The sequence below is a fragment of the Streptomyces sp. NPDC089919 genome (assembly GCF_040684615.1).
Taxonomy (GTDB): domain Bacteria; phylum Actinomycetota; class Actinomycetes; order Streptomycetales; family Streptomycetaceae; genus Streptomyces.
On sequence record NZ_JBFBGK010000064.1, the window covers coordinates 21,494 to 48,432 of the forward strand.

28 protein-coding genes are annotated in these 26,939 nt (G+C 71.6%); 11 read left to right on the top strand and 17 right to left on the bottom strand.

The annotated features are described in order from the left end of the window. Window positions 1-82: 82 nt before the first annotated feature. From AB0O40_RS23870 to AB0O40_RS23885, 4 genes are all read right to left on the bottom strand, one after another. Complete coding sequence (locus AB0O40_RS23870) at window positions 83-397, bottom strand: hypothetical protein (protein WP_365045208.1); 315 nt, start codon at window positions 395-397, stop codon at window positions 83-85. After that, window positions 394-1,131 (bottom strand): GntR family transcriptional regulator, encoded by a 738-nt coding sequence (locus AB0O40_RS23875; RefSeq protein ID WP_365045211.1) that lies wholly within the window; start codon window positions 1,129-1,131, stop codon window positions 394-396. Before AB0O40_RS23875 ends, AB0O40_RS23870 begins: the two co-directional genes overlap by 4 nt. Before the next feature lie 2 nt (window positions 1,132-1,133). Then, complete coding sequence (locus tag AB0O40_RS23880; protein WP_365045214.1) at window positions 1,134-1,358, bottom strand: hypothetical protein; 225 nt, start codon at window positions 1,356-1,358, stop codon at window positions 1,134-1,136. 464 nt (window positions 1,359-1,822) lie between these two features. After that, window positions 1,823-2,101, bottom strand: a complete 279-nt coding sequence (locus tag AB0O40_RS23885) for a hypothetical protein (protein ID WP_365045216.1) — start codon at window positions 2,099-2,101, stop codon at window positions 1,823-1,825. Window positions 2,102-2,179: 78 nt separating this feature from the next. Here AB0O40_RS23885 and AB0O40_RS23890 point away from each other — a divergent pair, with 78 nt between their 5' ends. The 5 genes from AB0O40_RS23890 to AB0O40_RS23910 all read left to right on the top strand — a co-directional run bounded on the left by AB0O40_RS23890 (window position 2,180) and on the right by AB0O40_RS23910 (window position 5,136). After that, window positions 2,180-2,935 carry a GntR family transcriptional regulator gene (locus AB0O40_RS23890; RefSeq protein WP_365045219.1) on the top strand — a complete coding sequence of 252 codons (756 nt, stop codon included), beginning with the start codon at window positions 2,180-2,182 and terminating at the stop codon, window positions 2,933-2,935. 90 nt (window positions 2,936-3,025) lie between these two features. After that, on the top strand, window positions 3,026-3,412 hold the full coding sequence (locus AB0O40_RS23895) for a hypothetical protein (RefSeq protein ID WP_365045222.1): 387 nt from the start codon (window positions 3,026-3,028) through the stop codon (window positions 3,410-3,412). A 79-nt stretch (window positions 3,413-3,491) separates the two neighbouring features. After that, a complete protein-coding gene (locus tag AB0O40_RS23900) occupies window positions 3,492-3,782 on the top strand; it encodes a hypothetical protein (RefSeq protein ID WP_365045225.1) in 291 nt (96 codons plus the stop codon). Window positions 3,783-4,587: 805 nt separating this feature from the next. Then, window positions 4,588-4,848 carry a hypothetical protein gene (locus AB0O40_RS23905; protein WP_365045228.1) on the top strand — a complete coding sequence of 87 codons (261 nt, stop codon included), beginning with the start codon at window positions 4,588-4,590 and terminating at the stop codon, window positions 4,846-4,848. Window positions 4,849-4,929: 81 nt separating this feature from the next. Beyond that, window positions 4,930-5,136 (top strand): zinc ribbon domain-containing protein, encoded by a 207-nt coding sequence (locus tag AB0O40_RS23910; protein ID WP_365045231.1) that lies wholly within the window; start codon window positions 4,930-4,932, stop codon window positions 5,134-5,136. 108 nt (window positions 5,137-5,244) lie between these two features. Here the strand turns inward: AB0O40_RS23910 and AB0O40_RS23915 are convergent, their stop codons facing one another. From AB0O40_RS23915 to AB0O40_RS23930, 4 genes are read right to left on the bottom strand one after another with little or no spacing between them, the layout of a single operon-like run. Next, window positions 5,245-5,904: an O-methyltransferase gene (locus tag AB0O40_RS23915; RefSeq protein ID WP_365045234.1), complete on the bottom strand. Its 660-nt coding sequence runs from the start codon at window positions 5,902-5,904 to the stop codon at window positions 5,245-5,247. 28 nt (window positions 5,905-5,932) lie between these two features. Further along, the gene (locus AB0O40_RS23920; RefSeq protein WP_365045280.1) at window positions 5,933-6,814 is read right to left on the bottom strand and encodes an HAD family hydrolase; all 882 of its coding nucleotides are present in this window, start codon (window positions 6,812-6,814) and stop codon (window positions 5,933-5,935) included. A 5-nt stretch (window positions 6,815-6,819) separates the two neighbouring features. Beyond that, complete coding sequence (locus AB0O40_RS23925; protein ID WP_365045283.1) at window positions 6,820-9,675, bottom strand: phosphoribosyltransferase domain-containing protein; 2,856 nt, start codon at window positions 9,673-9,675, stop codon at window positions 6,820-6,822. 40 nt (window positions 9,676-9,715) lie between these two features. Continuing rightward, the gene (locus AB0O40_RS23930) at window positions 9,716-10,879 is read right to left on the bottom strand and encodes an HpcH/HpaI aldolase/citrate lyase family protein (RefSeq protein WP_365045237.1); all 1,164 of its coding nucleotides are present in this window, start codon (window positions 10,877-10,879) and stop codon (window positions 9,716-9,718) included. A gap of 187 nt (window positions 10,880-11,066) precedes the next feature. Between AB0O40_RS23930 and AB0O40_RS23935 the strand changes: the two genes are divergently transcribed. Beyond that, window positions 11,067-11,864, top strand: coding sequence for a TerD family protein (locus AB0O40_RS23935; RefSeq protein ID WP_365045240.1), 798 nt, complete (start codon window positions 11,067-11,069; stop codon window positions 11,862-11,864). 88 nt (window positions 11,865-11,952) lie between these two features. On the opposite strand, the gene AB0O40_RS23940 is transcribed toward AB0O40_RS23935, so the two are convergent. The 6 genes from AB0O40_RS23940 to AB0O40_RS23965 form a co-directional block, all read right to left on the bottom strand. After that, on the bottom strand, window positions 11,953-12,690 hold the full coding sequence (locus AB0O40_RS23940; RefSeq protein WP_365045243.1) for a Tellurium resistance: 738 nt from the start codon (window positions 12,688-12,690) through the stop codon (window positions 11,953-11,955). Window positions 12,691-12,812: 122 nt separating this feature from the next. Then, entirely contained in the window at window positions 12,813-13,940 is a 1,128-nt protein-coding gene (locus tag AB0O40_RS23945; protein WP_365045246.1) for a DUF475 domain-containing protein, read from the bottom strand. A 23-nt stretch (window positions 13,941-13,963) separates the two neighbouring features. After that, complete coding sequence (locus AB0O40_RS23950; protein WP_365045249.1) at window positions 13,964-14,539, bottom strand: TerD family protein; 576 nt, start codon at window positions 14,537-14,539, stop codon at window positions 13,964-13,966. A 124-nt stretch (window positions 14,540-14,663) separates the two neighbouring features. Next, a complete protein-coding gene (locus tag AB0O40_RS23955) occupies window positions 14,664-15,239 on the bottom strand; it encodes a TerD family protein (RefSeq protein ID WP_365045252.1) in 576 nt (191 codons plus the stop codon). A gap of 183 nt (window positions 15,240-15,422) precedes the next feature. After that, on the bottom strand, window positions 15,423-15,881 hold the full coding sequence (locus AB0O40_RS23960; protein WP_365045255.1) for a peroxiredoxin: 459 nt from the start codon (window positions 15,879-15,881) through the stop codon (window positions 15,423-15,425). A gap of 164 nt (window positions 15,882-16,045) precedes the next feature. Continuing rightward, entirely contained in the window at window positions 16,046-16,483 is a 438-nt protein-coding gene (locus AB0O40_RS23965; protein WP_365045258.1) for a DUF3052 domain-containing protein, read from the bottom strand. Window positions 16,484-16,923: 440 nt separating this feature from the next. Here AB0O40_RS23965 and aceE point away from each other — a divergent pair, with 440 nt between their 5' ends. After that, window positions 16,924-19,656, top strand: coding sequence for a pyruvate dehydrogenase (acetyl-transferring), homodimeric type (gene aceE, locus AB0O40_RS23970; protein WP_365045260.1), 2,733 nt, complete (start codon window positions 16,924-16,926; stop codon window positions 19,654-19,656). 99 nt (window positions 19,657-19,755) lie between these two features. Then, complete coding sequence (locus AB0O40_RS23975) at window positions 19,756-20,679, top strand: potassium channel family protein (RefSeq protein ID WP_365045263.1); 924 nt, start codon at window positions 19,756-19,758, stop codon at window positions 20,677-20,679. Window positions 20,680-20,683: 4 nt separating this feature from the next. Here AB0O40_RS23975 and AB0O40_RS23980 read toward each other — a convergent pair whose 3' ends face one another. Further along, entirely contained in the window at window positions 20,684-21,145 is a 462-nt protein-coding gene (locus AB0O40_RS23980) for a peptidase inhibitor family I36 protein (RefSeq protein WP_365045266.1), read from the bottom strand. A 254-nt stretch (window positions 21,146-21,399) separates the two neighbouring features. Next, complete coding sequence (locus AB0O40_RS23985) at window positions 21,400-23,007, bottom strand: MFS transporter (RefSeq protein ID WP_365045269.1); 1,608 nt, start codon at window positions 23,005-23,007, stop codon at window positions 21,400-21,402. A 192-nt stretch (window positions 23,008-23,199) separates the two neighbouring features. On the opposite strand from AB0O40_RS23985, the gene AB0O40_RS23990 reads away from it, so the two are divergent. The 3 genes from AB0O40_RS23990 (at window position 23,200) to AB0O40_RS24000 (ending at window position 26,133) form a co-directional block, all read left to right on the top strand. Next, complete coding sequence (locus AB0O40_RS23990) at window positions 23,200-23,865, top strand: TetR family transcriptional regulator (RefSeq protein WP_365045286.1); 666 nt, start codon at window positions 23,200-23,202, stop codon at window positions 23,863-23,865. Between the two features lie 119 nt (window positions 23,866-23,984). After that, a complete protein-coding gene (locus AB0O40_RS23995) occupies window positions 23,985-25,199 on the top strand; it encodes an alpha/beta hydrolase (protein ID WP_365045272.1) in 1,215 nt (404 codons plus the stop codon). A 73-nt stretch (window positions 25,200-25,272) separates the two neighbouring features. After that, the gene (locus AB0O40_RS24000) at window positions 25,273-26,133 is read left to right on the top strand and encodes a DUF4429 domain-containing protein (RefSeq protein ID WP_365045275.1); all 861 of its coding nucleotides are present in this window, start codon (window positions 25,273-25,275) and stop codon (window positions 26,131-26,133) included. Between the two features lie 11 nt (window positions 26,134-26,144). Here the strand turns inward: AB0O40_RS24000 and AB0O40_RS24005 are convergent. Beyond that, window positions 26,145-26,939, bottom strand: a 795-nt coding sequence (locus tag AB0O40_RS24005) for an aldo/keto reductase (RefSeq protein WP_365045277.1), incomplete at its 5' end; no start/stop codon positions are given.

Sequence of the window (26,939 nt, forward strand, 5' to 3'; positions counted from 1 at the left end):
TAAAAGGCCGCTGTTGCCGAGCAGATGCAAGGCAGGAGGCCCCCGGCAGAGCTGGGGGCCTCTGTCCTGGCACCTTCGAATCTCAGCCGTTCTCGTCGCTGGCCAGACGATCGGGGGACGCCAGCCGGCGCCCCCGACTTTGGGCCACACGGAGGGTTCGCGAGAGGGACTGCGACAGGCCCGCGGCCAAGTCTCGGAGTTCCGCCGAGTCCACGTCTGCGGTGGCGATGATCTTCAAGGCATGACCGGCGAGGTCAGCGGCCGCAGCCAGGTATGCCTCTTCGATCTCGTCGGCCAGGCGGGACAGGTGGCTGTGCTCGCTGTCGGTGCTCAGGAAGCAGGGCTTCTCGTCTGGGCCAGACCACGGGAGGAGGCGTAGCTCCTCGTGGGGAGTCATCCTTCTGATCCCTCTTCGTTGGGCGTGGAGTGGATAGTGAAGGTCGCTTCCGCTCTGTCGCCGGGGAGGATCAGGCGGACGGCCTCGATCACGCGGCCGGCCTTATCTGATGCGACGCGGGTGATCGTGAGGACGGCAAGGGCGGGGCTGATGTGGAGGAGGGCGGCTTCTTCTGGGGTGGGGCGACGGGTGGTGACCGTCTCCTCGATCCCGGTCGAGCGGTGGTCACAGGCTGACAGGCGGTCTGCCAGGGCCTTCGTCCAGCCGGAATCGTTTGAAGCGTGGGCTGGCGCCAGGTCCTGGGGGACGTAGATGCGGGCCAGGGTGCGGGGCTCGCTCCCCTCCTGGCTTAGGCAGCGGTATTCGACGAGGGAGCTGCCTGGTGGCACTTTCAGAAGCGTGGTCAAGTCTCCCTGGGCATGGAGCTGGGTGGTACGGACGGTAACCAGTAGTGGGGCATCCGGCGAGGGCAGTTCGGCGAGAGGGTGGCCGCCGCCCACGTAGACGATCCGGGAGCACGGGTGGCGGATGAAGTTGCCCTTGCCGTGGATCTTCTCGATCAGACCCTCCGCCTGGAGGTCGGCGAGGGCGTTGCGGAGCGTGGGGGTGCTGACGGCGTACTGGGTGGCGAGTTGGGTCTCCGCGGGGAGGCGGTCGCCGGCCTTGAGGTGGCCTTCCGTAATTTGGGTTCGGAGGTCGGCGGCGATTGCGTGGCGGCGGGACGTGGCGGGCATGGTCACCACCTCCGTTGGACGCGTAGAGCGATGAAGCGGGTCTGGTGGTGCATCGTCAGGAGTTCGCCGGACTCGAAGACGAGGCGCTTCGCTCCGCGGGGCAGGTGGATCAGGTCGGCGACGCGGCACGGCTGGCCGCCGATTTGGATGACGTCGCCGCGCTTCACGCTGTTGGAAGTGATCTCTATGGAAGCGACCGCGGCCGGGGCCGGGAACTGTCCCCTCATCCGGCCACCCCCCGGGCAGTAGCCCTGCCTTCCGTGGCGTGGCAGGTGCAGCAGCACGTCTCGTAGACGACGGGGACGCCGGGCGGGGCCGGGGGCGGGGAGGAGTGGCGGCAGTCCGCGTGCGTGCCGATGCGGCACCAGGGCGAGCAGTACGGAGTGGTCGCGGGGCGGTGCTGGCAGCGGCAGGGCACCAGCGGCCCCCGCGGGTGGACCGGCGTCAGGAGGCCGGCTCCGGCCGGTTGGTACTCGAGGGTCGCGCTCGCTCCGTTCCGGGCCCGTTCTACCGAAGCCGGCACAAGCACCCCTTCCGGGAGCGCTTCGAAGCAGGAGCCCGGACGCAGCAAGCGTGCTCGTCGGGGTTGAACGTCCGGCGGTCGCGTCAGAGTTAAGCGGGCTACCGGCCGTTGACGCCTTCTGGTGCGGGCATCTGGTCGGCGGATACGGTTGAACATGCTGATCAGCTCCTATCGCTGATGGCCAGGTCCCCGGACGTCGCCCGTCGCGGGGGCCGTTCTGTCTACGGCCGCCCACAAGATGCGGCCGGCTGCTTCATTGGCGATGAGTCCGAACCGGTCTGCTTCGGCTGCCACCGCCAGGACCGCGCGCCACGTCTCGGCGGCGACTGCTTCCGGGACCTCCACTTCGATCGAGATGTGGCGGACGTGCCGCTCCACGCGGGGAGCGAGTCCCAGCGCCCACAGCCGGGCGGCGAGCTCTTCGGCCCTCACGTCCGAACCAGGCACAGCGGACCTCCGTCGCCGAGCAGTTACTTTCGGTGAAGCTAGTTAACTAGATTAGAGCTAGTGGACTAGATTTTCCATATGCCTGAGCAGCCGCCGTACCTTCGCATCGCCGACGTACTCCGGCAGCGGATCTCGGGGCGCGAGTGGACGCCCGGCGACCGCCTTCCTTCACGTGCGCAGATCGCCCAGGAGTGCGGCGTGGGCGAGAACGTGGTCCGGCGCGCGCAGGAGCTGTTGATCTCCCAGGGCGTCCTGGAGGGTCGCGCGGGATCCGGGACTTACGTCGCCGAGCCGCGGCGGCGGGTCCGGGTGGTCCGTTCCTCGGCTCGTGAGCACCGCGAGGAGTCGCCGTTCCGGGCCGACATGCAGGCCGCCGGCAAGCGGGGCGGGTGGGAGAGCCGGACCGAGGCGAAGGTCCCGGCGCCGGCCGAGATCGCTTCGCGGCTCGGGATCGGCGAGGGTGAGTTGTGCGTGCGCACCGCGTACGAGTTCCTTGCTGACGGCCGGCCCGTGCAGCTGTCCACGAGTTGGGAGCCGTACGACCTGACGGCCGGCACGCTCGTCGTCCTGCCCGAGGGTGGGCCCCACGCCGGCATCGGTGTCGTGAACCGGATGGCCGAGATCGGGATCACGGTCAGCCATGCCGTCGAGCAGCCGGAGCCCCGGCAGGCGACCGCCGAGGAGGCGTCCCTCCTTGGGATCCAGAAGGCCTCACTCGTCACCCACATCCGGCGGACGTACTACAGCGACGAGGGCCGGCCCGTGGAGACCGCGGACATCATCGTGCCCGCCGCGCTGTGCGAGATCGTTTATGAGGTCCCCATCAGCCGTTGAGCGATGGATCACCTGCGCTGGCATGTGCCACCGTTGCGCCTCGCACGCTCCCTTCCAGCGTGAAGCGCGCATCGCTATCTTCCGGTGCGCATGAAGGACTTCCAGAAGTATTGGGGATGGGCTGTCTTCGCAGTCCTGTTAGCGGGCTGGCTCACGTCTGATCTCGGCCCAGGCCTGTTGTTGGCGTTGTCCGGGGTCTGCACCGTCTACTTCTTCTTCCTGGCTCCGGCCTGGTGCGGGGCTCTGGGGCGAGACGGCGCGTGCAGGAACAACAGCAAGGGCGTGATGATGGGCTGCCATATTCGGCAGCACAAGTGGCAGAAGCTTCAGGGTGTCGTGGTCAGGAAGCGCTGGCGCGAGCTGCGCCGTGAACTGTTCCCGAACGTCACGACAGCTTTGACGACGCTGGGGGGCATCCTCGGACTGCTGTCGGCCATAGCAGCATCACTGCAACCCATCTTTGGCGGCGGCTGGTAGACGGTGGCCGACGCCCCCATAAATGCTGCCGGACGCACGAGCGTCCGGTGCCAAGAGGCTGGGCGGCATCATGGTGCCCATGACCTCTGACTCCGGCACCGCCCCCGTTGAGAGCACCCAAGTCACGGCCGTGACCGATGGCGTCGGGCTCGTCTTCCGGTGGGAGGCGGATGCTCGGATCGAGGTGCGGGCGCTGAAGAGCGAGGTCGTGATCGAGGCGAACGCCGCGGGGCTCAGGACGCTTGCGGCACACCTGCTCGTACTCGCAGGCGATGGTGTTCCCGAGGGGAGCCACTTGCACCTCGAAGACAACAACGGCTTGGAGGACGGGTCCGTGGGCTTGGTGCTGGAGCGTTGCGATGACGAGTGAGGGGGCCGGCCGAAGCCGCCAAGTGGCCCTCGGTTCTGACAACCAAATCTGACAACAACGGGGGTGGACGCGGGCGGTTGTCGGCGGTCTCGGACAACCTTCGCGCTCCAGGTCAGGGCCCCTGCACCGCCCCTCCGGCCGAGCTTACAAAGCAGATGTCGGCGGTTCGAAACCGTCCGCGCCAACCAGTACGAAAGCCCCCGACCGATCATGGTCGGGGGCCTTCGGCGTCGGTGGACGGCGCCGCGTGGGGCGCGTCGAGTTGCGGAGGTCCGCGCAGTCACGGCGGGCGCTCGGCCATGCCTTCGTGCGGGGTGCCCAGGTGGTGCTGGATCTGTGCGGTGCGGAGGGCTACCGGAGGAAGTGGGCGCGGCATTCGTTCCCGGCGGGCGCACTGGAAGAGCTGCGCCGGCTGCACCGGCGAGAAGACGCCTGTGGTCGAGACGAATGCCGACTCCCGACGTACCGGACGATCAAGACTGGCAACAACAAGGCACCCAGGGGCGGTTGCCCGTGGCTTGTCGGGGAGCATTGCCGGAGGTTCGTAGGGGAGGTGGGGCGTGGAGACGCTCGGGGATCTTTTCATGGTCGGGGTTGTCGGGTCCGTGGTGGGGTCCGTCGTGGTCGGGACTGTGGTGTGTGTGGTGGCGGTGCGGTGGCGGCGGCGGGTGATTCGGGAGATGGAGCGGGATGAGGAGGGCGGGGCCGGCCGTGGGTTTTGAGGGTTGACCGGGGGTGGGGTGGTGTGAGTTGATCTGGCGCGGATCGGTCGGGTGTTCGGTGCGGGGGTTCGGTGCACGGGTTTGTGGCAGCTCAGCAGGTGTATGCGGGCGTTGCGGGGCAGGCGGCGGGGTCCGATGACCTCGATGCGGCCTTCCTCAAGCGGTACCTGCCGGGGCTGCTGTTGATGGGCGGCTTCCTTCTCTTCCAGGCGCGGCGGTTCAAGCAGCGGACCAAGCCTGTGCCGAAGCCCGTGCGGTGGATCGTGCTGGGTACCGGGTGGCTCGCGGTCGGGTTCGCTGCGCTGATGGTCGTCGTGTACGTCGGAGCCCGGGCCAGCGCCTGAGGACCCTTGAGTGGCCGGTCGCCGCCCGGGGATCCGGGGACGGGGCTCGGATCTCGGGGGTGCGGGTCGTAGCCTTGGGGCATGCCCCGTTATGAGTTTCGCTGCCGTAGTTGTGAGGACACCTTCGTGGTGAGCCGGCCCATGGCGCAGTCGTCCGAGCCCGCGCAGTGCCCCGCCGGGCACGAGGACACCGTCAAGCTGCTGTCGGCCGTGGCCGTGGGCGGGACCAAGGCCGCGCCGCCGGCCGGTGGCGGCGGGGGCTGCTGCGGCGGCGGGGGCTGCTGCTGAACCCCCTGCGCCGGCCCCTCTGCTGCTGAGCCCCCGCGCCGGCCCTTCTGTTACTGAACCGCCGCGCCGGTCTTGCTGTTACTGAACCCCCGCGCCGGCGCGGTCGGTTCAGCGTTTGCGGGAGAGGGTCAGGCCGTCTGCGATGACGGTGAGGACGCTGTCCATGCGGGGGTCGGCCGCCACGTGGTCGTTGAAGCGGCGGACGCCCGCCGTCGCGCCGGTGGCGGCCGGGTCGGTGACCGCGCCGTGGAAGAGGGTGTTGTCGGTGACGATCAGGCCGCCCGGCCGCATCCGCGGCACCAGCGCCTCCCAGTACCCGACGTAGTTCTCCTTGTCCGCGTCCAGGTACGCGAGGTCGACGTGCGGCTCGGCGGGCATCGCCGCCAGCGTCTCCAGGGCCGGGCCCAGCCGGAGTTCGACGCGGTCGGCCACCCCGGCCGCGGCCCAGGCCTCGCGCGCCAGGGCGGTCCACTCCGCCGAGACGTCACAGGTGACCAGCCGGCCGTCCGCCGGCAGCGCCCGCGCCATCGACAGCGACGAGAAGCCGGTGAAGGTGCCGACCTCCACGATGTGGCGGGCACCCGTCAGCCGGACCAGGAAGGCCAGCAGCGGGCCCTGCTCCTCGGCCGACTGCATGCCCGCGGAGTCCGGGTAGCGGGCGTACGTCGACTCGACCAGCCCCCGCTGGACCGGGTCCAGCGGGGGGTTGTGGGCGAGCGTGTAGGCGTACAGCTCGTCCGTCATGCGCGTGGTGTTCCCCTTGCTCATGCGGACCAGTGTGCCCCCGGCGGGCCCGCTACGGCAGGTGGCCGTCCGCGCGGCGGCGGAACTTCGCGAACCGCCGGATGATCTCCTCGCCGGCCGCGACCCCCGCCAGTCCCAGCGCGGTCACGCCCGGCCCGGTGAAGCCGGTGTCGGCCAGTTCGCCGTGGGCCGGACGCCAGGCCCGGTCGGCGGCCAGCAGCAGGTCCGCGTCCAGCAGGGAGTCGCCCGCGGCGGCCGTGCGCACCGCACCGGTGCGCCGGGCCACCTCGCGCATCGCCGCGCTCTTGGTGAGCGGGCGCGGCACGGCGTACACCTTGCGGCCCTGGAGGGAGACCGTCCAGCCGCGCGGCTCGGCCCACTCCGACAGCTGCTTGACCCAGTCGGCGGGCATCAGGTCCCGCTCGACGACCAGGTAGGCGAAGAGGTCTTCGGCCACCCGCTCCTTGCGCAGCCAGGCCGGGTCGGCGGTGGCGAGCAGGTGCCCGCGCACCTCCTCCAGCGAGGCGCATTCGGCCGCCAGCCGGGCGGCGACCTGCCGCCGCCAGTCGCGGTCGGGCACGCCGTCGACCAGCAGCTGCCCGCCGTTGGCGCAGATGGCGTACCGGGCCGGGGCGCCGGGGAAGCGGATCCGCTGGTACTGCTTGCGGGTGCGGGTGGTGGTCGGGACGAAGACCACCTCCGGGTCAGCGGTCAGCTCGACGAGCAGGGCCGCGGCCGTCTCGGTCATGTAGGAGAGCGGCTTGCTCTCGTGGACCTCCACGCACAGCAGCCGGGGGGCCTGCGCATCGGGCATGGCCAGGGCCAGCGCGGCGTGCGAGTAGATGAGCGTGCGGTCCAGGTCGCTGGCGATCAGGACGGGGCCGGGGGCGGCGGCCGAGGCGGTCGCGGTGGTGGCCCCGGCGGGGGCGGGCAGGGTGGTCACTTGGCCGTCACCGCCTTGCCGTCGGCGCCGGTCGCGCCGCGGGTGAAGTGCGGGTGGATCAGTCCGACGCAGCTGTAGGGCAGCCCGTCGACCTCCTCCACCGGTACTCCGCGCTGCTCGGCGAGCAGGCGTACGTGGCCCAGGTCGGCCGCGGCGTCGCGGCGGGCCAGGATCTTCCAGGGGACCCGGCGCAGCAGCACTCGGGTGGTCTCGCCGACGCCGGGCTTGACCAGGTTCACGTCGTGGATGCCGTACTCCTCGCTGATCCGCTCCACCGCCGCCCAGCCCTCCCAGGTGGGCGAACGGTCCGCTGCCAACAGCTCCTTGACCTCGCCGTCGACCCGGTCGGCCACCTCGTCGAAACGGGCGGCGACGGTGTCGACGAAGGCCCGGGACACGTCGGCCCCGGCCAGCTCGCGGTAGAACTTCGCACCGTGGAAGTCGTCCGGGCCGACCAGGTCCGCACGCAGCACCGTACGCGATATGAGGCCGGAGACCGTGGAGTTGAGGCAGGCCGAAGGGATGAGGAAGTCCTCGCGGGTGCCGTAGGTGGCGACGCAGCCGCCGGGGTCGGCGAGCACCACGATCTCCGGGTCGAAGCCGGGGAACTCCTTGAGGGCTTCGGCCAGTTCGCGGGTGATGGCGCCCTTGCCGGTCCAGCCGTCGACGAAGACCACGTCGGCCGGGTCGTGCCGGTCGGCCAGCCAGCGCAGGGCGTTGGCGTCGATGCCGCGGCCGCGGACGATCGAGACGGCGTAGTGCGGGAGGTCCAGGCCGTGGCGGTGGGCGGCCCAGCGGCGCATCAGGACGCCGACGGGGGTGCCGGCGCGGGCCAGCGAGACCAGGACGGGGCTGGGGGAACGTTCCGCCAGGACCGTCTCGGTGACCGTGCCGACGGCGCGGGCGATGCGGGCGGCGGAGGCGGTCAGGGCGCTCTGGTAGAGCTCCTGGTAGCGGGGGCTGGGCTGGTACTCGACCGGCAGCGACTCGGCGTAGTGGGCGCCGCCGGCCTGGATGGCCTCCTCGCGCTCCTCGGTCGGGGCCTCCAGTTCGACGCCGGACAGGTCCTGCAGCAGCCAGCCGACGTCCTCGGCGGCGTAGGAGGAGAAGTCGGGGCCTCTGAGAGGCTCGGGCATTGTCGGCTCCTGCCGGGTCGCGGGCGCGGCGATCGGGTACGGGTGCTTCGGGTACGGGTGCTTCGGGTGCTCGGGCTCCGTGTGCGGGTGCCCTGCGCGCGGCTGTTCCGCGTACGGCGGGACGTACGCGGGGACGACCGCCAGGAGCACCTGGCCGGTGTGCGGGGCCAGGGCGGCGAGCAGGCCGTCGGGGGCGTGCAGTTCGGGGGTGTCGCCGGCCGAGTCGACCACGGCGACCACGGCGTCGAAGCCGGCGCCGGCGACGTTGTAGGCGTAGCGGTCGCCGGGGCCGTCGGCGGGGCGGTCGTGGGCCGGGAAGACCAGGCGGGTGCGGATGGCGTAACCGGGGTCGTCCACGGCCAGGACCGGTGAGCGGGTGGTGGTGGAGAAGCGGACCTCGGGGATGGTGCCGGTGGCTTCCAGGGCGGTGGCCAGGGCGAGGGGGGCGTACATCAGCTCCTCGTTGCCGAGGACGAGGACGCGGTGGGGGGTCTTCCCGGCCTGCTGGCCCTCCTGGCCCTCCGCCAGGGCCTCGGCGAGGCGGGCCGCCATGGCCGGCAGGGCGGCTTCGAGCTCCGCGCGGTGGGCGGGGGTGAAGCCGTGGCGGCCGCCGTCGGGAAGGCCGGCGGGCCAGCCGAGCGGCACGCGGCGGACCGAGGGGGCTGCACCCGGGCTCCCGGGGCGCCGCCCCGGACCCCGCGCCTCAAACTCCCCCAGACTCCGTCCGGGGGTACCCCCAGGCGAGGCTGGATTTGCCCCCACGGGTGCAATGCCCGGGCCGGACGTAGCGGGACGTGCGTCCCCGGCCGGGACAGGTCCGCGTCCGCGCGAGGCAGGATCTGCCCCCACCGGCGCACTGCCCGGGCCGGACGCAGCGGACTGCGCGTCCCCCGCCGGAAGGGGGCCGGAGGCACCCGCGGCCCCGTTCGCCCGGGCCTCCTCCTCCGCCACCAGGGCCGTGCCCCGTTCCAGGACGTCGTCCGGGAGGGTGACGGTGCCGGTGGCGAGGGATATGAGGTCGACTCGGGCGCCGAGGGTGGTGGCGAAGGTGGTCAGGCGGGTGCGGTCGGACGGGGAGCGCATGTCGACCAGGGCCACCACCACGTACCAGTCGCGCGGGTGCCGGGCGTGCAGGTCGCGGATGGTGTTGAGGACGGTGTTGCCGGTGGAGAACTCGTCGTCCACCAGGACCAGCGGGCCGGAGCCCGCGAGCAGGGCCGGGTCGGCCGGCAGCAGCAGGTGCGAGGTGGCGTGCGAGTGGGACTCCTCGAAGCCCCCGGCCGTGGCCACGCCCGGCACCGGGCGCCGGGTCGAGTGCAGGTACGGGGCCGAGCCGAGGCCGTCGGCGACGCTGTGGCCCAGTGCGGTGGCGGTTTCGGCGTAGCCGAGGACCACGGCCCGGCCTGCCTCCGCCTCGCCGAGCAGCGCCCGGACCCGGCGGCCCAGGCCGTACCCGGCGCCGTGGACCGCGCCGGGAGAGGCGGGCACGTGCTTGCCGAGGACGTTCGAGACGAGCAGGTGGGCCCGCTTGGGGTTGCGCCGCAGCGCCAGCCCCAGCAGCTCCCGCAGCGCCGGCGCCCCGCCCGGCTCCTCCCCCGTCCCGTCCCCGTCCCGCAGCTCCACGCCCAGGCGGCGGGCGACCCAGTCGCCCGACCAGGCCTGTGCCGCGGCGTCCGCGTCAGGTCCGCGTCCGTGTTCCCGTTCGTCCGACCACACCACGTCGTTGGCTTTCTCTTCCGTCGTCCTCGTCACGGGGTCAGCCGGAGAGCCCGGCCGTGAGGAGGTCGACGAAGCCGACCTCCTCCTTGGCCACACCGAAGACCTCGGCGCGGAGCATGGTGCGCTCCGCCCAGGCCCGGTGGGGCTTCACCTCGTTCATTTTGTTCGTGTAGGCGGAGCGCAGCACGCCGCCGCCGCCCCGCTCCGGCCGCAGGATGTCCTGGGCGTCGCTGAACTCCTCGTGGGAGACCACCGACAGGGCGTGGACGGGGGTGACGTGCGCGGGGTGGATGCACGTCTTGCCGAGCAGGCCGTTGGCCCGGTCCAGTTCGATCTCGCGGAACAGCCCGTCGAGGTCGTGCTCGATCAGTGCGGTCCGCAGTTCCTCGGCCTGGCCGTCCAGGAAGGGGCTGCGGCGCAGCTGGGGCTTGAACTTGCGCTCCTGGTGACGGAAGTACTCCCAGACCGGGCCGGTGACCGTGAAGCCGGTGCCGTCGGCCCGGGACAGGACGTTGACCACGTCCGCGATCACCCCGGCCACGATCTGCACGTCGTACGCCGTCATGTCGGGGGTGCGCCGCAGCCCGTACGCCGAGCAGAAGTCGGTGACCCCCAGCCGCAGCGCCAGGACCCGGTCCCGGTACTTGTCGACGGTGCGGGCCACGCCCGCCAGGGCGAGGGCGCGGGTCTCCAGATGGAGCAGTTCGGGGGATTCCAGTACCGGCATGGCGTAGAGCCGCCGGCCGGTGGCGGCCTCGGCCACGGTGAGGGCGTCCAGGAATGCGATGCCACGCTCTTCCGTGAATTTCGGAAGTACAAATCCAGCCAAATGCCTGATGGATCTTCCCAGCCGGGCCGCGAGGTCCGGGATCTGCTCGGGCAGCCGCACCCGGATGAAGAGCAGGGGGAGCTCGCCGGAGCCCGCGTCGAGCTCGGCGAACTGCCGGATCAGGTTCTCCTCGCCGGCCAGGACCTCGCCGTCCCCGATGGAGTCCTCCAGGCACAGGACCATGGAGACGACGCCCCGGCCGGCCTGCTTGCGGATGTCGTCGGCGAGCCGGGGGCGGGTGGCGGGGCTGTAGAGGGTGGCTCCGAGGGCGGCGGACAGGATCCGCGCCGGGGAGTCGACGGTGAACTCGGCCGGCTCCTGGTGGAAGAGGCCCTCACGGAGCGCAGGCGATACGTGCCCGAAATGACGCATGTGCTTCCCCCGTACTGCCTCGGCGGCCCATCTGGCGTGGCCGGTAATAGTACGTACGAATGAGTGTCAAGAGTTCCCCAAGTGCATGAAATCCAGGTAACCCTCTTGCACCATGCCCACGCGGCCCGCCGGACCACAAGGGGGGCCGCATTGTCCCGCTCCGCTCGCAGAGGGCAGGATGACCGGCATGACGCACGCGATGCAGAAGGGTTCCAACATCCCCGTGGCCGCCACGGCCGTCCGGGCGGTGCTGCGCTGGACCGGCGGTCCCGAGGTCCCGGACGTGGACGCCTCGGCCCTGGTCCTGGGACCCGACGGACGGGTGCGCTCCGACGAGGACTTCGTCTTCTACAACCAGCCCCGGCACCCCTCGGGCGCGGTCTGGCGGCTGGGCAAGAAACGGCTCGGCGAGTCGATCACCGACGCCGTCCAGGCCGACCTGCGCGGACTGGGCCCGGTGGTGGACCGGGTGCTGGTGGTCGCCTCCGCCGAGGACGTGCCCTTCGAGCGCGTCCCCGACCTGCGGATCCTGCTGTACGACGCGGGGCCGGCGGCCGGCGGGGACCCGCTGGCCTACTTCGACGTGCACCCGGAGACCGGTACCGAGACCGCGATGATCTGCGGTGAGCTCTACCGGCGCGGGGACGGGTGGAAGTTCCGCGCGCTGGGCGAGGGCTACTCGAACGGCCTGGAGGGGCTGGCCACCGACCACGGCATCTCGGTGGACGAGAACGCCGCCGCCCCCGAGGCCGCCGAGGACGCCCCGGCGGGCCGGGAGGCCCCGGCAGCCGGCGCCACCGGGCAGCAGACCCAGCGGATGGGCCCGACCCTGGCCCCGGCCGGGCCGACCCAGGCCCCGCCGCCGGTGCCGCCCATGTACGGCTACCCGCAGCCGGTCTCGGCCCCGCCGGTACCGGTGCCGGGCCCGGGTGGCGACCCGGACTTCCGGCTGCCGCCGCAGGGCCCGCAGTTCCTCCGCCGCTGACCGGTACCGGAGCGCCGGTACGGGACGCCCCGTACCGGCCCCGCCCAGGGGGCCGCGCCCGGGACCCGGACGCCGGACCCGAGCCCCGCTAGGCCTTCGTCGTCTTGTACCCCCGGCCCCACTGGAGCCCCCAGCCGTACAGCCGGTCCAGCTCGGCCTGGAAGCCGTAGACGAACTTCACCTCGCGCCGGACCACCAGCTCGCCCTTGACGCTCTCCAGGGAGAGCACCGCGCAGGAGCGCGCCTCCGGGGCCCGCTCGTCCAGGGCGATCTCGATCCGGGGCCCGGTCACCGGGTAGAGGGTGACCAGGGCGTGCGTCCGGTCGAAGGCCGGGGTCTGGTCGTAGATGTAGACGAAGACCAGCAGCCGCTTGATCTTGTCGGCGTGGTCGAGGTTGACGAAGAGCGTCTCGCCCGAGGGCGCCCCGAACCGGTCGTCGCCGCTGAGCTTCACGTACGGCGGGTTGTTGATGTCGCCGAGGAAGTTCCCCAGCGGCTGCACCACGCCCCGGGTCCCGTCCGTCAGCTCGTACAGGCAGCCGATGTCCAGGTCGACGTTGACCATGCCCTGGGTGTGCGCCTGCACGATCTCCGGTTTGAACAGCTTGAAGGGGTGGCGCAGCAGCTGTCCGCTCTGGCCGGAGCGCCCGCCGATGTCGGAGGTGCGCATCCGCCAGGAGAGGTTGACGCGGAGGTTGCCGCTGACCGCGCCCTGTTTGCTGAGCGAGACCGTCGGACTCCGCTTGGTCAGCGCGATCGCGTTGGAGGACGCGCTGCCCGACTGGAACTGCGCCGCCCCGCCCCGCAGGCCGTCGAAGAACCCCATCCCTACCCCCTGGTCGTGTCACGGGCCGGTGCCCCGGCGCCCAACATGCCACGGGGCGGCCCGCCGGGTCCGTGGAACCCGTCCGGCCGCCCCGCGTAGAGCGTTCCGCAATCCCTGCCGGCTCACACCCCGGCGGTGACCTCCGCGTCGGCCTCGCCGGCCTCGATGCGCCGGTTGCGGCGGACCGAGGACCAGAAGGACCAGGCGATCAGGACGACGCCGACCAGGCCGGTGACGACCTCGTTGATCTCGTGCTGGATGGTGACGAGCAGGATCACGGCCAGGGCGCCGATGGCGTAGTGCGCGCCGTGCTCCAGGTAGACGTAGTCGTCCAGGGTGCCCTGGCGGACCAGGTAGACCGTGAGCGACCGGACGTACATGGCGCCGATGCCGAGGCCGAGGGCCATCAGCACGATGTCGTTGGTGATGGCGAAGGCGCCGATGACCCCGTCGAAGGAGAAGGAGGCGTCCAGGACCTCGAGGTAGAGGAACATGAAGAAGGCGGCCTTGCCGGCGAGCGCGACGGCCGAGACGGACTTGCCGCTCTTCTTGGCCGCTTCCTCTTCCTCGTGCTCCCGCTCCTCCTCTTCCTCGAGCTTGTTCTCGAAGTAGCCCGAGAGCCCGCCCACGACCAGGTAGGTGATCAGACCGGCGATTCCGGAGATGAGGACGGTCTGCGCCTTGTCGACGTGCGCGCCGCCGTGCTGGTGGGCGTGGGTGGCGAAGGTCATCGAGGTGATCAGCAGGACGATCATGGCGATGCAGACCGAGAGCATGTCGATCTTGCCGAGCTTGGCCAGGGGCCGCTCCAGCCAGGCGAGCCACTTGATGTCCCGGTCCTCGAAGATGAAGTCGAGGAAGATCATCAGCAGGAACATGCCGCCGAACGCCGCGATCGACGGATGGGCGTCGGTGACCAGCTGCTGGTACCGGTCCTTGTCGCTCATAGCGAGGTCGACGGCGTCGATCGGGCCGATCTTGGCGCTGATGGCCACGATCACGACCGGGAAGACCAGCCGCATGCCGAACACGGCGATCAGGACGCCGACCGTGAGGAAGATCTTCTGCCAGAAGGCATTCATCTTCTTCAGGATTCCGGCATTGACCACTGCATTGTCGAACGACAGCGAGATCTCGAGGATGGACAGGATCGCCACGATCCCGAACGCGGTCCACCCTCCGTAGATCACCGCTGCGGCGAGGCCGAGCGCAGTGACTGCGAACGACCAGCCGAACGTTTTCAGAACCACATGTACCTCATCCGGACGCGGCTTTACGAAACATTGACCCCGAAGTCTAGAGCGATGCCCCGCAGACCCGACGCGTACCCCTGTCCCACCGCTCGGAACTTCCATTCGCCGTTGTAGCGGTAGACCTCGCCGAAGATCATCGCCGTTTCCCCGGAGGCGTCCTCGCTCAGGTCGTAGCGCGCGAGTTCCTGGTCGTCGGCCTGGTTGACCACGCGGATGAAGGCGTTGGTGACCTGCCCGAAGGTCTGCCGGCGGTTGTCGGCGTCATGGATCGAGACCGGGAAGACGATCTTGTCGACCTCGAGCGGCACGGCGGAGAGGTCGATCAGGATCGACTCGTCGTCCCCGTCACCCTCGCCGGTGAGGTTGTCCCCGGTGTGTTCGACCGAGCCGTCCGGGCTGCGGAGGTTGTTGTAGAAGACGAAGTAGTCGTCCCCGAGCACCCGGCCGGCCCGGCACAGCAGGGCGCTGGCGTCGAGGTCGAAGTCCGCCCCCGTCGTCGAGCGCGCGTCCCAGCCCAGTCCGATCATCACGCGGGTGAGGTTCGGTGCGGCCTTGGAGAGGGAGACGTTGCCCCCCTTGGCGAGTGTGACGCCCATGTCGTGGTCCTCCCCGGACACTCAGGCGCTGCGGCGGGCCGGCCGCCCGCCCAGCGGTCTTGCGAAACAGCGCGTCCGGCGCCGCACACAGGGCGCGGCGCCGGACGGTGGAGGTGCGGTCGGGTCAGACGTTGACGCCGAAGTCCTGCGCGATGCCGCGCAGGCCCGAGGCGTACCCCTGGCCGATGGCGCGGAACTTCCACTCCGCGCCGTTGCGGTACAGCTCGCCGAAGACCATGGCGGTCTCGGTCGAGGCGTCCTCGCTGAGGTCGTAACGGGCCAGCTCGACGTTGTCCGCCTGGTTCACGACGCGGATGTAGGCGTTGCGGACCTGGCCGAAGCTCTGCTGGCGGGTCTCGGCCTCGTAGATCGAGACCGGGAAGACGATCTTGGCGACGTCGGCGGGCACGCCGGTCAGGCTGACCTTGATCTGCTCGTCGTCACCCTCGCCCTCACCGGTGATGTTGTCGCCGGTGTGCTCGACCGAGCCGTCCGGGCTCTTCAGGTTGTTGAAGAACACGAAGTTCGAGTCGTTGGTGACCTTGCCCTGGTCGTTCGTCAGCAGGGCGCTGGCGTCGAGGTCGAAGTCAACCCCGGTGGTGGTGCGAGCGTCCCAGCCCAGGCCGACGATGACCGCCGTCAGGTTGGGGGCGGCCTTGGTCAGCGAGACGTTTCCGCCCTTGCTGAGGCTGACTCCCACGGGTCCTCCAGTGGTTTGTGTGGGGCGGGGCCCCGTCGTGCGGTTGCTATCCGGATCAACGCTCGGATCCTAGTGACGGGTTCCCGTCCGCACCGGCTTTTCCCAGGTTGCCCGGCCGTGCCGGGTCCCAACCGGCCCGCGGCCGGGCGGCCCGCAGGGGCCGCCCGCCACCGGTGGACCGGCTCAGAGGCTGTCGAGGGCCTTGACGTACTCGTTCAGGTCCCGCGCGTCGGGCAGGCCGTTGACGACCGTCCAGCGGACCACGCCGTCCTTGTCGATGATGAAGGTGCCGCGGACCGCGCAGCCCTTCTCCTCGTCGAAGACGCCGTAGGCGCGGGAGGTCTCGCCGTGCGGCCAGAAGTCGGACAGCAGCGGGTACTCCAGGCCCTCCTGCTCGCCGAAGACGCGCAGGGTGGGGACCGAGTCGTTGGAGACGGCCAGCAGCTGGGTGTCCTCGTTGACGAAACGGGGCAGCTGGTCCCGCAGCTCGCACAGCTCACCGGTGCAGACACCGGTGAAGGCGAAGGGGTAGAAGAGCAGGACGACGTTCTTCTCCCCGCGGAAGTCGGAGAGCTTCACGGTGGCGCCGTGATTGTCCTTGAGCTCGAAGTCCGGGGCCTTGTCGCCGACCTCGATGGCCATCTCGCGTCCCTTCTGTGGGCTGTTCGGGTGGGGCCCAGCCTATGCGTGCGGGCGGGCCGCGCGGAAAACGCGGCCCGGCCCGGGGTCGGCCCCCGGGAAAACGCGGGACCCCCGTCGACCTGGCGGTCGGCGGGGGTCCCGTCGGCTGCTGTGGTGCGCCTGCTTCAGCGCTTGTTGCCGGACTTGGCCGACTTCGGGGTGACCAGGCGGCTGGCGGCCCAGTCCTTGCCCACGCTGACGCTCTTGGTCTGCGACAGGCCGGCCGTGGTGGCGGCCTCGCTGATGTCGCTCGGCTCCACGTAGCCGTCGCGGCCGGTCTTGGGCGTCAGCAGCAGGATCAGCGCACTGTCCTCGACCAGCTCGGTCGCGTCGACCAGCGTGTCGGTCAGATCGCCGTCCTCATCGCGGAACCAGAGGAGTACGGCGTCGGCGACGTCGTCGTAGTCCTCGTCCACGAGGTCGTTGCCGATCAGCTCCTCTACGGCGTCGCGGAAGTCTTGATCGACATCCTCGTCGTAGCCGATCTCCTGGACCACCTGGTCGGACTGGAAGCCCAGCCTGGCGGCCAGGCTGGTCTCCGCGTGGTCCGCGGTCGCGCTCACGGGTTGCCTCCTGCTCATGTTCGGTGAATGTCTTCTGGGCGGCGCGCGTACGCGCAGCATTGGGCGTAGTCCACACGGGAGCGGCGGATCGCGCAAGTACCCGGCCGTCCAGACCGTCTAAACGGTGACGATCTGGGTCGTCTCAACGCAACTCCTGGCACCGCGTGCCGCACTTCCCGTGATCCATGCCACACCATTCCAGGGTATTCGCAAGTCGTTGGTGTCTTTCCTACCCCTTTGCGGGACGAACGGCCTTACGAACCCCATAAACCTCTTGGGCGTAAGGTTGCGAGATGTCCGGACCGTCCCCCCGACCGCCTGTACGACTGCTCAAGAGTCCAGGCGTTACCTAGCGGTAAAGGTGACGATTCAGACCCGGCGGTAGACGATGGGAGGCGGTGTGACCCAAGGCACGACTCCCCCGACAGCGAAGGAACAGCGTGGCTTCCGCATCCGATCGCAACCCGATCATCATTGGCGGCCTTCCGAGTCAGGTCCCGGACTTCGATCCGGAGGAGACCCGCGAGTGGCTGGACTCCCTGGACGCCGCCGTCGACGAGCGGGGCCGTGAGCGGGCCCGCTATCTGATGCTGCGGCTGATCGAGCGGGCCCGCGAGAAGCGCGTGGCCGTGCCCGAGATGCGCAGCTCGGACTACGTCAACACGATCGCGACCAAGGACGAGCCGTTCTTCCCCGGCAACGAGGACATCGAGCGCAAGGTCCTGAACGCCACCCGCTGGAACGCCGCCGTGATGGTCTCGCGCGCGCAGCGCCCGGGCATCGGGGTCGGCGGTCACATCGCCACCTTCGCCTCCTCGGCGTCCCTGTACGACGTCGGCTTCAACCACTTCTTCCGGGGCAAGGACGAGGGCGACGGCGGCGACCAGATCTTCTTCCAGGGGCACGCCTCCCCGGGCATCTACGCCCGCGCCTACCTGCTGGACCGGCTCTCCGAGCAGCAGCTCGACGCCTTCCGCCAGGAGAAGTCGAAGGCCCCCTACGGCCTCTCCAGCTACCCGCACCCGCGGCTGATGCCGGACTTCTGGGAGTTCCCGACCGTCTCGATGGGCCTGGGCCCGCTCGGCGCGATCTACCAGGCCCGGATGAACCGCTACATGGAGGCGCGCGGGATCGCCGACACCTCCAAGTCCCACGTATGGGCGTACCTGGGCGACGGCGAGATGGACGAGCCGGAGTCGCTGGGCCAGCTCTCGCTGGCGGCCCGCGAGGGCCTGGACAACCTCACCTTCGTCGTGAACTGCAACCTGCAGCGGCTCGACGGCCCGGTGCGCGGCAACGGCAAGATCATCCAGGAGCTGGAGTCGCAGTTCCGCGGCGCCGGGTGGAACGTCATCAAGCTGATCTGGGACCGCTCCTGGGACCCGCTGCTGGCCCAGGACCGCGACGGCATCCTGGTCAACAAGATGAACTCGACCCCGGACGGCCAGTTCCAGACGTACGCCACCGAGACCGGCGGCTACATCCGCGAGCACTTCTTCGGCGACGACCACCGGCTGCGCGCGATGGTCGACAGCATGACCGACCAGCAGCTGCTCCACCTCGGCCGCGGCGGCCACGACCACAAGAAGATCTACGCGGCCTACGCGGCGGCCAAGGCCCACAAGGGCCAGCCGACGGTCATCCTGGCGCACACCATCAAGGGCTGGACCCTGGGTCCGAACTTCGAGGGCCGCAACGCCACGCACCAGATGAAGAAGCTCACGGTCGACGACCTCAAGGGCTTCCGCGACCGCCTGCACATCCCGGTCACCGACGCGCAGCTCGAGGGCGGCGCGCCGCCGTACTACCACCCGGGCCGCAACTCCGAAGAGATCCAGTACATGCACGACCGGCGCAACTCCCTGGGCGGTTACGTACCGACCCGCGTGGTGCGCGCCAAGCCGCTCCAGCTGCCGGACGAGAAGACCTACGCGGCGGCCAAGAAGGGCTCGGGCCAGCAGTCGATCGCCACCACCATGGCCTTCGTCCGCATCCTGAAGGACCTGATGCGGGACAAGGAGATCGGCCGCCGGTTCGTGCTGATCGCGCCGGACGAGTACCGCACCTTCGGCATGGACGCGTTCTTCCCGAGCGCCAAGATCTACAACCCGCTGGGGCAGCAGTACGAAGCCGTCGACCGCGACCTGCTGCTGGCGTACAAGGAGTCCCCGACCGGCCAGATGCTGCACGACGGCATCTCGGAGGCGGGCTGCACCGCCTCGCTGATCGCCGCCGGTTCGGCCTACGCCACCCACGGCGAGCCGCTGATCCCGGTGTACGTCTTCTACTCGATGTTCGGTTTCCAGCGCACGGGTGACCAGTTCTGGCAGATGGCCGACCAGCTGGCGCGCGGTTTCGTGCTCGGCGCAACCGCCGGCCGCACGACCCTGACCGGTGAGGGCCTGCAGCACGCCGACGGCCACTCCCAGCTGCTGGCCTCGACCAACCCGGGCTGCGTGGCCTACGACCCGGCGTACGGCTACGAGATCGCGCACATCGTCAAGGACGGCCTGCGCCGGATGTACGGCCCGGACGCCGAGGACGTCTTCTACTACCTGACGGTCTACAACGAGCCGATCCAGCACCCGGCCGAGCCGGCCGACGTGGACGTGGACGGCATCCTCAAGGGCATCCACCGCATCAGTGCGGGCGCGGCCGGCGCGATCCCGGCACAGGTCCTGGCCTCCGGCGTGGCCGTGCCGTGGGCCCTGGAGGCCCAGCGGATCCTGGCCGAGGAGTGGAACGTCCGCGCCGACGTCTGGTCGGCGACCTCCTGGAACGAACTGCGCCGCGAGGCCGTCGAGGTGGAGGAGCACAACCTGCTCCACCCGGAGGAGGAGCAGCGCGTGCCGTACGTGACGCGCAAGCTGTCCGGGGCCGAGGGGCCGTTCGTGGCGGTCTCGGACTGGATGCGCGCGGTGCCGGACCAGATCGCCCGCTGGGTGCCGGGCGCCTACACCTCGCTGGGTGCGGACGGCTTCGGCTTCGCCGACACCCGCGGGGCGGCCCGCCGGTTCTTCCACATCGACGCCCAGTCGGTGGTCCTGTCGGTGCTGACCGAGCTCGCCAAGGCGGGCAAGGTCGACCGCTCGGTGCTCAAGCAGGCCATCGACCGCTACCGGCTGCTGGACGTGGCCGCGGCGGACCCGGGCGCGGCGGGCGGCGACGCCTGACCGCCCCAGCGGTGTGAGGTGCGGTGAGCGGGCCCCGGCGGCAGCCGGGGCCCGCTCCCGTGTCCGGCCGGCGGCCCCGGCCTTCTCTACGATTTCCGCATGAAGGTGCACCCCGTACAGGTCAGGTGGGAACGGCTCACCCAGGTCCCGCTGCTCGTGTTCGCGATCGCCTTCGGCGTGGCCTACGCCGTCCCCATCGTCTTCCCGGACGCCGGTCCGGCGGTGCACGAGAGCTGCCTGCTGGTGGAGTGGGTGGTGTGGGGGGCCTTCGCCGCCGACTACCTGGTGCGCCTCACGCTGGCGGCGGACCGCCGGCACTTCGTGCGCACGCACTGGCTGGACCTGTGCGCGGTGCTGCTGCCGATGCTCCAGCCGCTGCGGCTGCTGCGGCTGGTCGCCACCCTGCTGCTGGTGGGCCGGCGGGCCCGGATGGCGCCCCAGGTGCGGCTGACCACGTACGTGGCGGGCGCGGTGGTGGGCCTGCTGATGTTCGGCTCGCTGGCGGTGCTGAGCGTGGAGCGGGACGCACCCGACGGGAACATCAAGAACCTGGGCGACGCGGTGTGGTGGTCCTTCACGACCATGACCACCGTCGGGTACGGCGACCACTCCCCCACCACCGGGCTGGGGCGGGTGCTGGCGGTCGGGCTGATGCTGTCGGGCATCGCCCTGCTCGGTGTGGTGACCGCCAACATCGCGGCCTGGTTCATCGCCCGCTTCGAGCGCGACGACCAGGAGGAGCGCCGCCAGACCGCGGCGATCGCCGCCCTGACCGAGGAGGTACAGGCGCTGCGCGCGGAGGTGTCGCGGCTGTCGGCGGACGCCGGCGGCCGGACCGGCCCGGCGGCGGCCGCGCACCCGGGGCACCCGGCCGCCCCCGCCCACCCGGCCGTCGCCGTGCTCCCCGTGCACCCGGCCTGCCTGCGGCACCCGGGTCATCCGGTCGCCCCGGTCCACCCGGCCGCCCCCGCCCACCCGGAACCGGCGCCGGCCGCCGGCCCCGGACGGGACGGGTCCGCTTGACGGCCTACCGCTCCCACACCTTGAACGCGCGGACCTGGTACGGCGATTCGGGCAGCCACACCCCGTCGCCCGGGTAGGTCTGGAACTCGCCGGTCTCGGCGCAGACGGCCGACTCGTACGTGGTCACCGGCCGCCGCATCCGGTTGGCCAGGGCCTGCACGGTCTTGCCCGCGGGCAGCGCCGTGCAGCTCTCCAGGTCCACCGAGCTGAGTTCGTGGACGGTACGGGTGCCCTGGAAGCCCGGCTTGCCCCAGAGGCACAGCTGGCCGGGCGCGCAGGCGCCGAGCACCCGGCCCGGCGGGGCCGGCGCGGCCGGCGAACGCCCGGCGGCCGGGGCCTGGGCGGTGGTGGTGGTCCGCACGGCCGGGCGGGCCTGGGCGGTGCTCGCGCCGGGCAGCAGCGCGGCGCCGGCCAGGGCCACGCCGGCGAGGACGGCGACGGCCAGGGTGCTGGAGAAGGTGCGCATGGTGGATCACTCCCGTGTGGCGGCGCTGGCCCGTCCGGGTGGTCCTGCCGGACCGGGGGCCCGGACGGAGCGCCGTGAGACCACGCTGACCTGCGCCGATGCCCGGGCGGAAGGGGTCCTGGCCGGGTCCACCCGGATAGGCGACAGCCCCGCCGGATGCGTGCGGCGGGGCTGTCGGGGGCACGGGGTTGACGCCCGTACGGGGGTGCCGGCGGGCCGGGCCGGCGGGGTCCGGCGGCCCGGTCCGGGGCGGGTCAGACGTGTCCGACGCCCGCGCCCGCCTCGGCGTTGGCGCCCCGCTTGGTGAGGGTGGCCACGGCCGCGGCGAGCACCGCGACGACCCCGGCGACGGTGAAGGCCAGGCTCATGCCCGACACGAACGTGTCGTGCACGACGCCCGCGATCTTGTCGGTGACGGCCGCGGGGGTGCCCTGGGGCGCGGGCGGGGCGTAGCCCACCTCGACGCCCTTCTTCACGAGGTCGAGCTGGTCCGGGGCGAGCGGCGGGAGCTCGGCCTTCGCCCAGTTGCCCTCGAAGCGGCCGTCCACCCGGCCGGCCATCACGGCGCCGAGGACGGCGGTGCCGAGGCTGCCGCCGACCTGCATGGCGGCCTGCTGGAGGCCGCCGGCCACGCCGGAGAGCTCCAGCGGGGCGTTGCCGACGATCACCTCGGTGGCGCCGACCATGACGGGCGCCAGGCCCAGGCCGAGCAGGGCGAACCACAGGGACATGGCGGTCGTGCCGGAGTCCGGGGTGAGCCGGGAGAGCCCGAAGCAGGCGGCCGCGGTGGCGGCCATACCGGCCATCAGCGGGATCCGCGGCCCGATCTTGGTGATGGCCGCGCCGGCCGCCGGGGAGCCGACGATCATCATGCCGGTGAGCGGGAGCAGGTGCAGGCCCGCGTCGACGGGGCTCATGCCGTGGACGTTCTGCAGGTAGAAGGTGACGAAGAACAGGCCGCCCATGAAGGCGAAGGCCATCAGCACCATCAGGACGGTGCCGGCCGACAGCGGCACGGAGCGGAAGATGCCCAGCGGCACCAGCGGCTCGCGGACCTTGGTCTCCCAGACGGCGAAGACCGCGAAGCAGACCAGCGCCCCGCCGAGGAAGCCGAGGGTGCGGGCGCCGCCCCAGCCCCACTCGGGGGCCTTGATGAGCGACCAGACGAGCCCGAACATGGCGGCGGACAGCAGCACGATGCCGACCACGTCGAAGGAGCGCGGGGCGTTCTCGGCGCGGTGGTCCTTGAGGATCACCAGGCCGAAGACGAGCGCGACCAGCCCCACGGGGATGTTGATGAAGAAGCAGGACTGCCAGCTGACGTGCTGGACGAGCAGGCCGCCGACGATCGGGCCGGCGGCGGTGGAGGCGCCGATGACCATGCCCCAGATGCCGATGGCCATGTTCAGCTTCTCGGCGGGGAAGGTGGCGCGCAGCAGCCCGAGCGCGGCCGGCATCAGCAGGGCGCCGAAGAGGCCCTGCAGGACGCGGAAGCCGATCACCAGGCCGACGCTGTGGGAGAGGCCGATCGCGGCCGAGGCGGTGGCGAAGCCGGCGATGCCGATGAGGAAGGTCTGGCGGTGGCCGAAGCGGTCGCCGAGCTTGCCGGCGGTGATCAGCGAGACGGCCAGGGCGAGCAGGTAGCCGTTGGTGATCCACTGGACCTGGGCGAGGCTGGCGCCGAGGTCTTCTTTGATCGTCGGGTTGGCTATCGCCACGATCGTGCCGTCGAGGGTGACCATCATGACGCCGATCGCGACACTGAAGAGGGTCAGCCACGGGTGGCCGCGCAGCCCCCTGCCCGGCTCGCCGCCCGGGGTCTTGGAGGTCGCCCCGTCGGGGACGGTGAGCTGAGATGTCATGACCGCAAGGCTAGTGACAGTCGCTGACATTTCTCCAACGGGTTAACAGGACAGCGACTGTCATTTGGCTCACAGGTATCGTGAGCGCGCCCCGGCGAGGAAAGGACAAAACGGGTGACCACGGATCAGCGGCCCGCGCCCGCCGCACCGGCCCCGGCTCCGGCCCCCGCGGCCGCCCCGGCCACCGGTGGCCTGCGCGAACGCAAGAAGCAGCGGACCCGGGACGCCCTGCTGCGGGCCGCGCTCGTGCTCTTCACGACCCAGGGGTACGAGCAGACCACGGTCGACGAGATCACCGAAGCCGTGGCCGTCTCCCAGCGCACGTTCTTCCGGTACTTCTCGAGCAAGGAGGAAGTGGCCTTCACCGTCCAGGACCTGGTCGAGCGCCACTTCGAGGCCGCCCTGCGGGACCGGCCGGCCGCCGAGAACCCCTTCACCGCACTGCGCCGCGCGGCGCTCGTCGCCTGGGACACCATCGAGGAGGCCATCTCCGACGTGGTCCCGGTGGACCTGCACATGCGCGCCTACCAACTGATCGAGTCCACCCCGGCGCTGCTCGCCGTGCACCTGCGCCGCTCCACCGAGCTGGAGGAGCGGATCGCCGGGCTGATCGCCGCGCGCGAGGGGCTGGACGTCGACGCCGACCCCCGCCCGCGGGTGGCCGTGGCCGCCTTCTCGGGGGTCATGCGGGTGACCGGCCGGCTGTGGGGGCAGGGCGACGACAGCAGCGTCGAGGCCATCCGCCGGATGACCGAGGACTACCTCGACCACCTCGTGCCGGCGATCGCCGGCGACTGGCGCACCCCGGCCGGCCCCCCGGACGACAGCCCCGGGCGAGCGCACGGCCACGGAGCGTAGCGAAGGGTAGCGTCGAAACCGGTGGTCCGGCCGGAAAAGACGGGAAAGACACCCTCGGGGCGGTGAGCATGGTCACCCCCCGTACCGTCGCCCGGGCGGGTCTCCTATCGTTTCTCGAAGTGACTTCCACCGACTCCCCCGCCGACGGTCTCACCGCCCTGCGCGCACTCCTGGCGCTCGCGGTGGTCTTCGTCATGCTCGCCACCACCGGCTGGACCACCCTGCACCGGCCGGACGACGAGCCCTCGGCGCGCGCTGCCGCCCTGGCCCTGTGGGCCACCGCCACGATCGACGGCCGCCGGCTGCCCGCCGCGGACGCCCCGGCGGCCGGAATCGGGCGGTTCTTCGGGAGCCTGACGGGCCCTCAGCGGAACCTGCTGGCCGACCGCTACCCGCTCGTGGTGGGCAACCTCGGCGGCGCCCCGGTGTCCCTGCGCTACCGCGCCAACCGGCGGGCCATCGGCCAGGCCCGGGCCGAGGAGCAGCGCCAGTCCGGGAACTTCCGGCTCTCGCCGGCCGACCGCGACGCGGCGGCCCGGCGCGCCCACCGCTACCGCTCGCTGCTCGATCCGGAGCGCCGGATCCTCGCCTTCGACCCGGCCGGCGGCGGCCGGATCGCCGAGGTCTTCGGCGATCTCGACCGCGCCGAGCGGGTCTCGGTGATCGTGCCCGGCGTGGACACCGACCTGCTCACCTTCGAGCGCACCCAGCGCCGGTACACCGCCCCCGTCGGCATGTCCGAGGCGCTGTACGACGCCGAGCGCGCGACCGCCCCGACGGTGCGCACCGCGGTGATCGCCTGGGCCGACTACACCTCGCCGGTCGGCGTCGGCATGGACGCGGCCACCGGCCGGCTGGCCTCGGAGGGCGCGGTGCGCCTGGCGGCCCTGACCGCGGCGCTGCCCGGCCGCTCGACGGTCGCGCTGTTCTGCCACAGCTACGGCTCGGTGGTCTGCGGGGTGGCCGCGCACCGGCTGCCGGCCCGGGTGACCGACATCGCGGTGGCCGGCAGCCCCGGCATGCGGGCCGGCTCCGCGGCGGACCTGGAGACCTCCGCACAGGTGTGGGCCATGCGGGACCAGGGCGACTGGATCGCGGACGTGCCCTACATGGAGCTCGGCGGGGTGGGCCACGGCGCCGACCCCGTCTCGCCGTCCTTCGGGGCGCGCCGGCTGGCGTCCACCGGGGCGCAGGGGCACACCGGCTACTTCACGCCAGGGACGACCTCCCTGGACAACTTCGCCCGCATCGGCGTGGGCGCGTACGGCTCGGTGGTCTGCGCCGCAGGTGAAAACGCCTGCTGGAGCGGTATTTCCGGGACGGATGGGGCCTGACGCCCACAGGGACGGGAAATTCGCCCATCACTGTCCGGGGACTCCGGGGCGGGGGCCGCTTACGATGGCCCGCATGGGTGACGTACTGGCCGGAAATCATGCCGTCTGGGAGTTCGGTTCGGACTCGGTGCTCATCCGCTTCGAACGGGGGATCAGGGGCCCGCGCCTGTGGGGGGCGCTGGCTTCGCGCACGGTGCCGTACGAGGCGCTGTCCGAGGTGACTCTCACCCCCGGGAAGCGGGACACGCTGGTGTGGCGCGCCGTGCCGCGGCCGGGGGCCGATCCGCTGCTGGAGGCTGCCGCCGGGCAGCTCAAGGAGGTCTGCGACCCCTACCGGCTGGTGCTGCCGGCGGGCCGGGGCCCGCTGGCCACCGGGCTGGCCCGGGAGCTGCGGGCGGCGCTGGGACCGGAGGCGGGCGAGGTGGCGAATCGTTTCCTTGTGCCGGCTCCGGAGGCACCCCGGCACTTCAAGGGCGCCGACGCCCGGGCCTCCTTCGACGGCAGCGCGGTGACGCTGCGCTGGTCGCGGACCGGGGCCAGCAGCTCGAAGTGGAAGGCCGGGGACCAGCACCTGCCGGTGACCGCGCTCGGCGGCGTGGAGTGGCACACGCCGGAGGCGCCCGGCGGGCACCTGCGGCTGCTGCGCCGGGACGCGCCGGACGGCCCGCCGGCCGCGGCCGACCAGGACCCGGCCGCGGTGCTCTTCGGCCTGGGCAACGGCTCGGTGCACGAGTCGCTGCCGTTCGCCGCGGCCGTCCTCGCCGCGGTGCGCGGCCGGGGCCCGTCCCAGCCGGCCGGGACGGTCCGCCCGCCCCGCAGCGACCCCGCGGACATCGCCGACCGGATCCGGCACCTGGGCGAACTCCACGGCGCGGGCTTCCTCACCGACGCCGAGTTCACCTCGAAGAAAGCCGAACTCCTCGCCCAGCTCTGACCGGGCCCCCGTCAGGCCTCCTCGCGGCTCGCCGACGTGCTGGACATGTCCGGGTACCGGGTGCCCGCGACCTGGGCGGCGATGGGTTCCAGGAGGGCCAGTTCGGCGGGGGTGAGGTGGAGGCGGGTGACGGCGGTGTTCTCCGCGAGGCGGGACCGCTTGCGGGTGCCCGGGATCGGCACCACGGTCAGGCCGTGCACCTGGGCCCGCTGGTGCACCCAGGCCAGCGCCACCTGCGCCGGCGTGGCGCCCCGGGCCGCCGCGATCTCCCGCACCGGCGTCAGCAGGGCGCCGTTGACCACGGCGTTCTCGCCGGTGAAGCGCGGCTGGTGGCGCCGGAAGTCGTCCGCCGCCAGCTCCTTGCCCGCATCGGCGAAGGCCCCGGTCAGGAAGCCCCGCCCGAGCGGCGAGTACGGCACGAAGGCCACGCCCAGCTCGGCCGCCGCGCCCACCGCGCTGCGCTCCACGTCCCGGCTGAAGAGGGACCACTCCGACTGGAGCGCGGCGATCGGGTGCACCGCGTGCGCCTCGCGCAGCTCGGCCCCGGTCACCTCGCTCAGCCCGAGGTGGCGCACCTTGCCCTCGGCCACCAGCTCCGCCATGGCGCCCACCGACTCGGCGAAGGGCACCCCGGGGTCCCGCCGGTGCATGTAGTAGAGGTCGACGGTCTCGGTGCCGAGCCGCTTCAGGCTGGCCTCCACGGCCGTGCGGATGTACGTCCGGTCGTTGCGGACGCCCCGGTACCGCGGGTCGTCGGTGCGCTCGACGGCGAACTTGGTCGCGAGCACGATCTCGTCGCGGTGCGC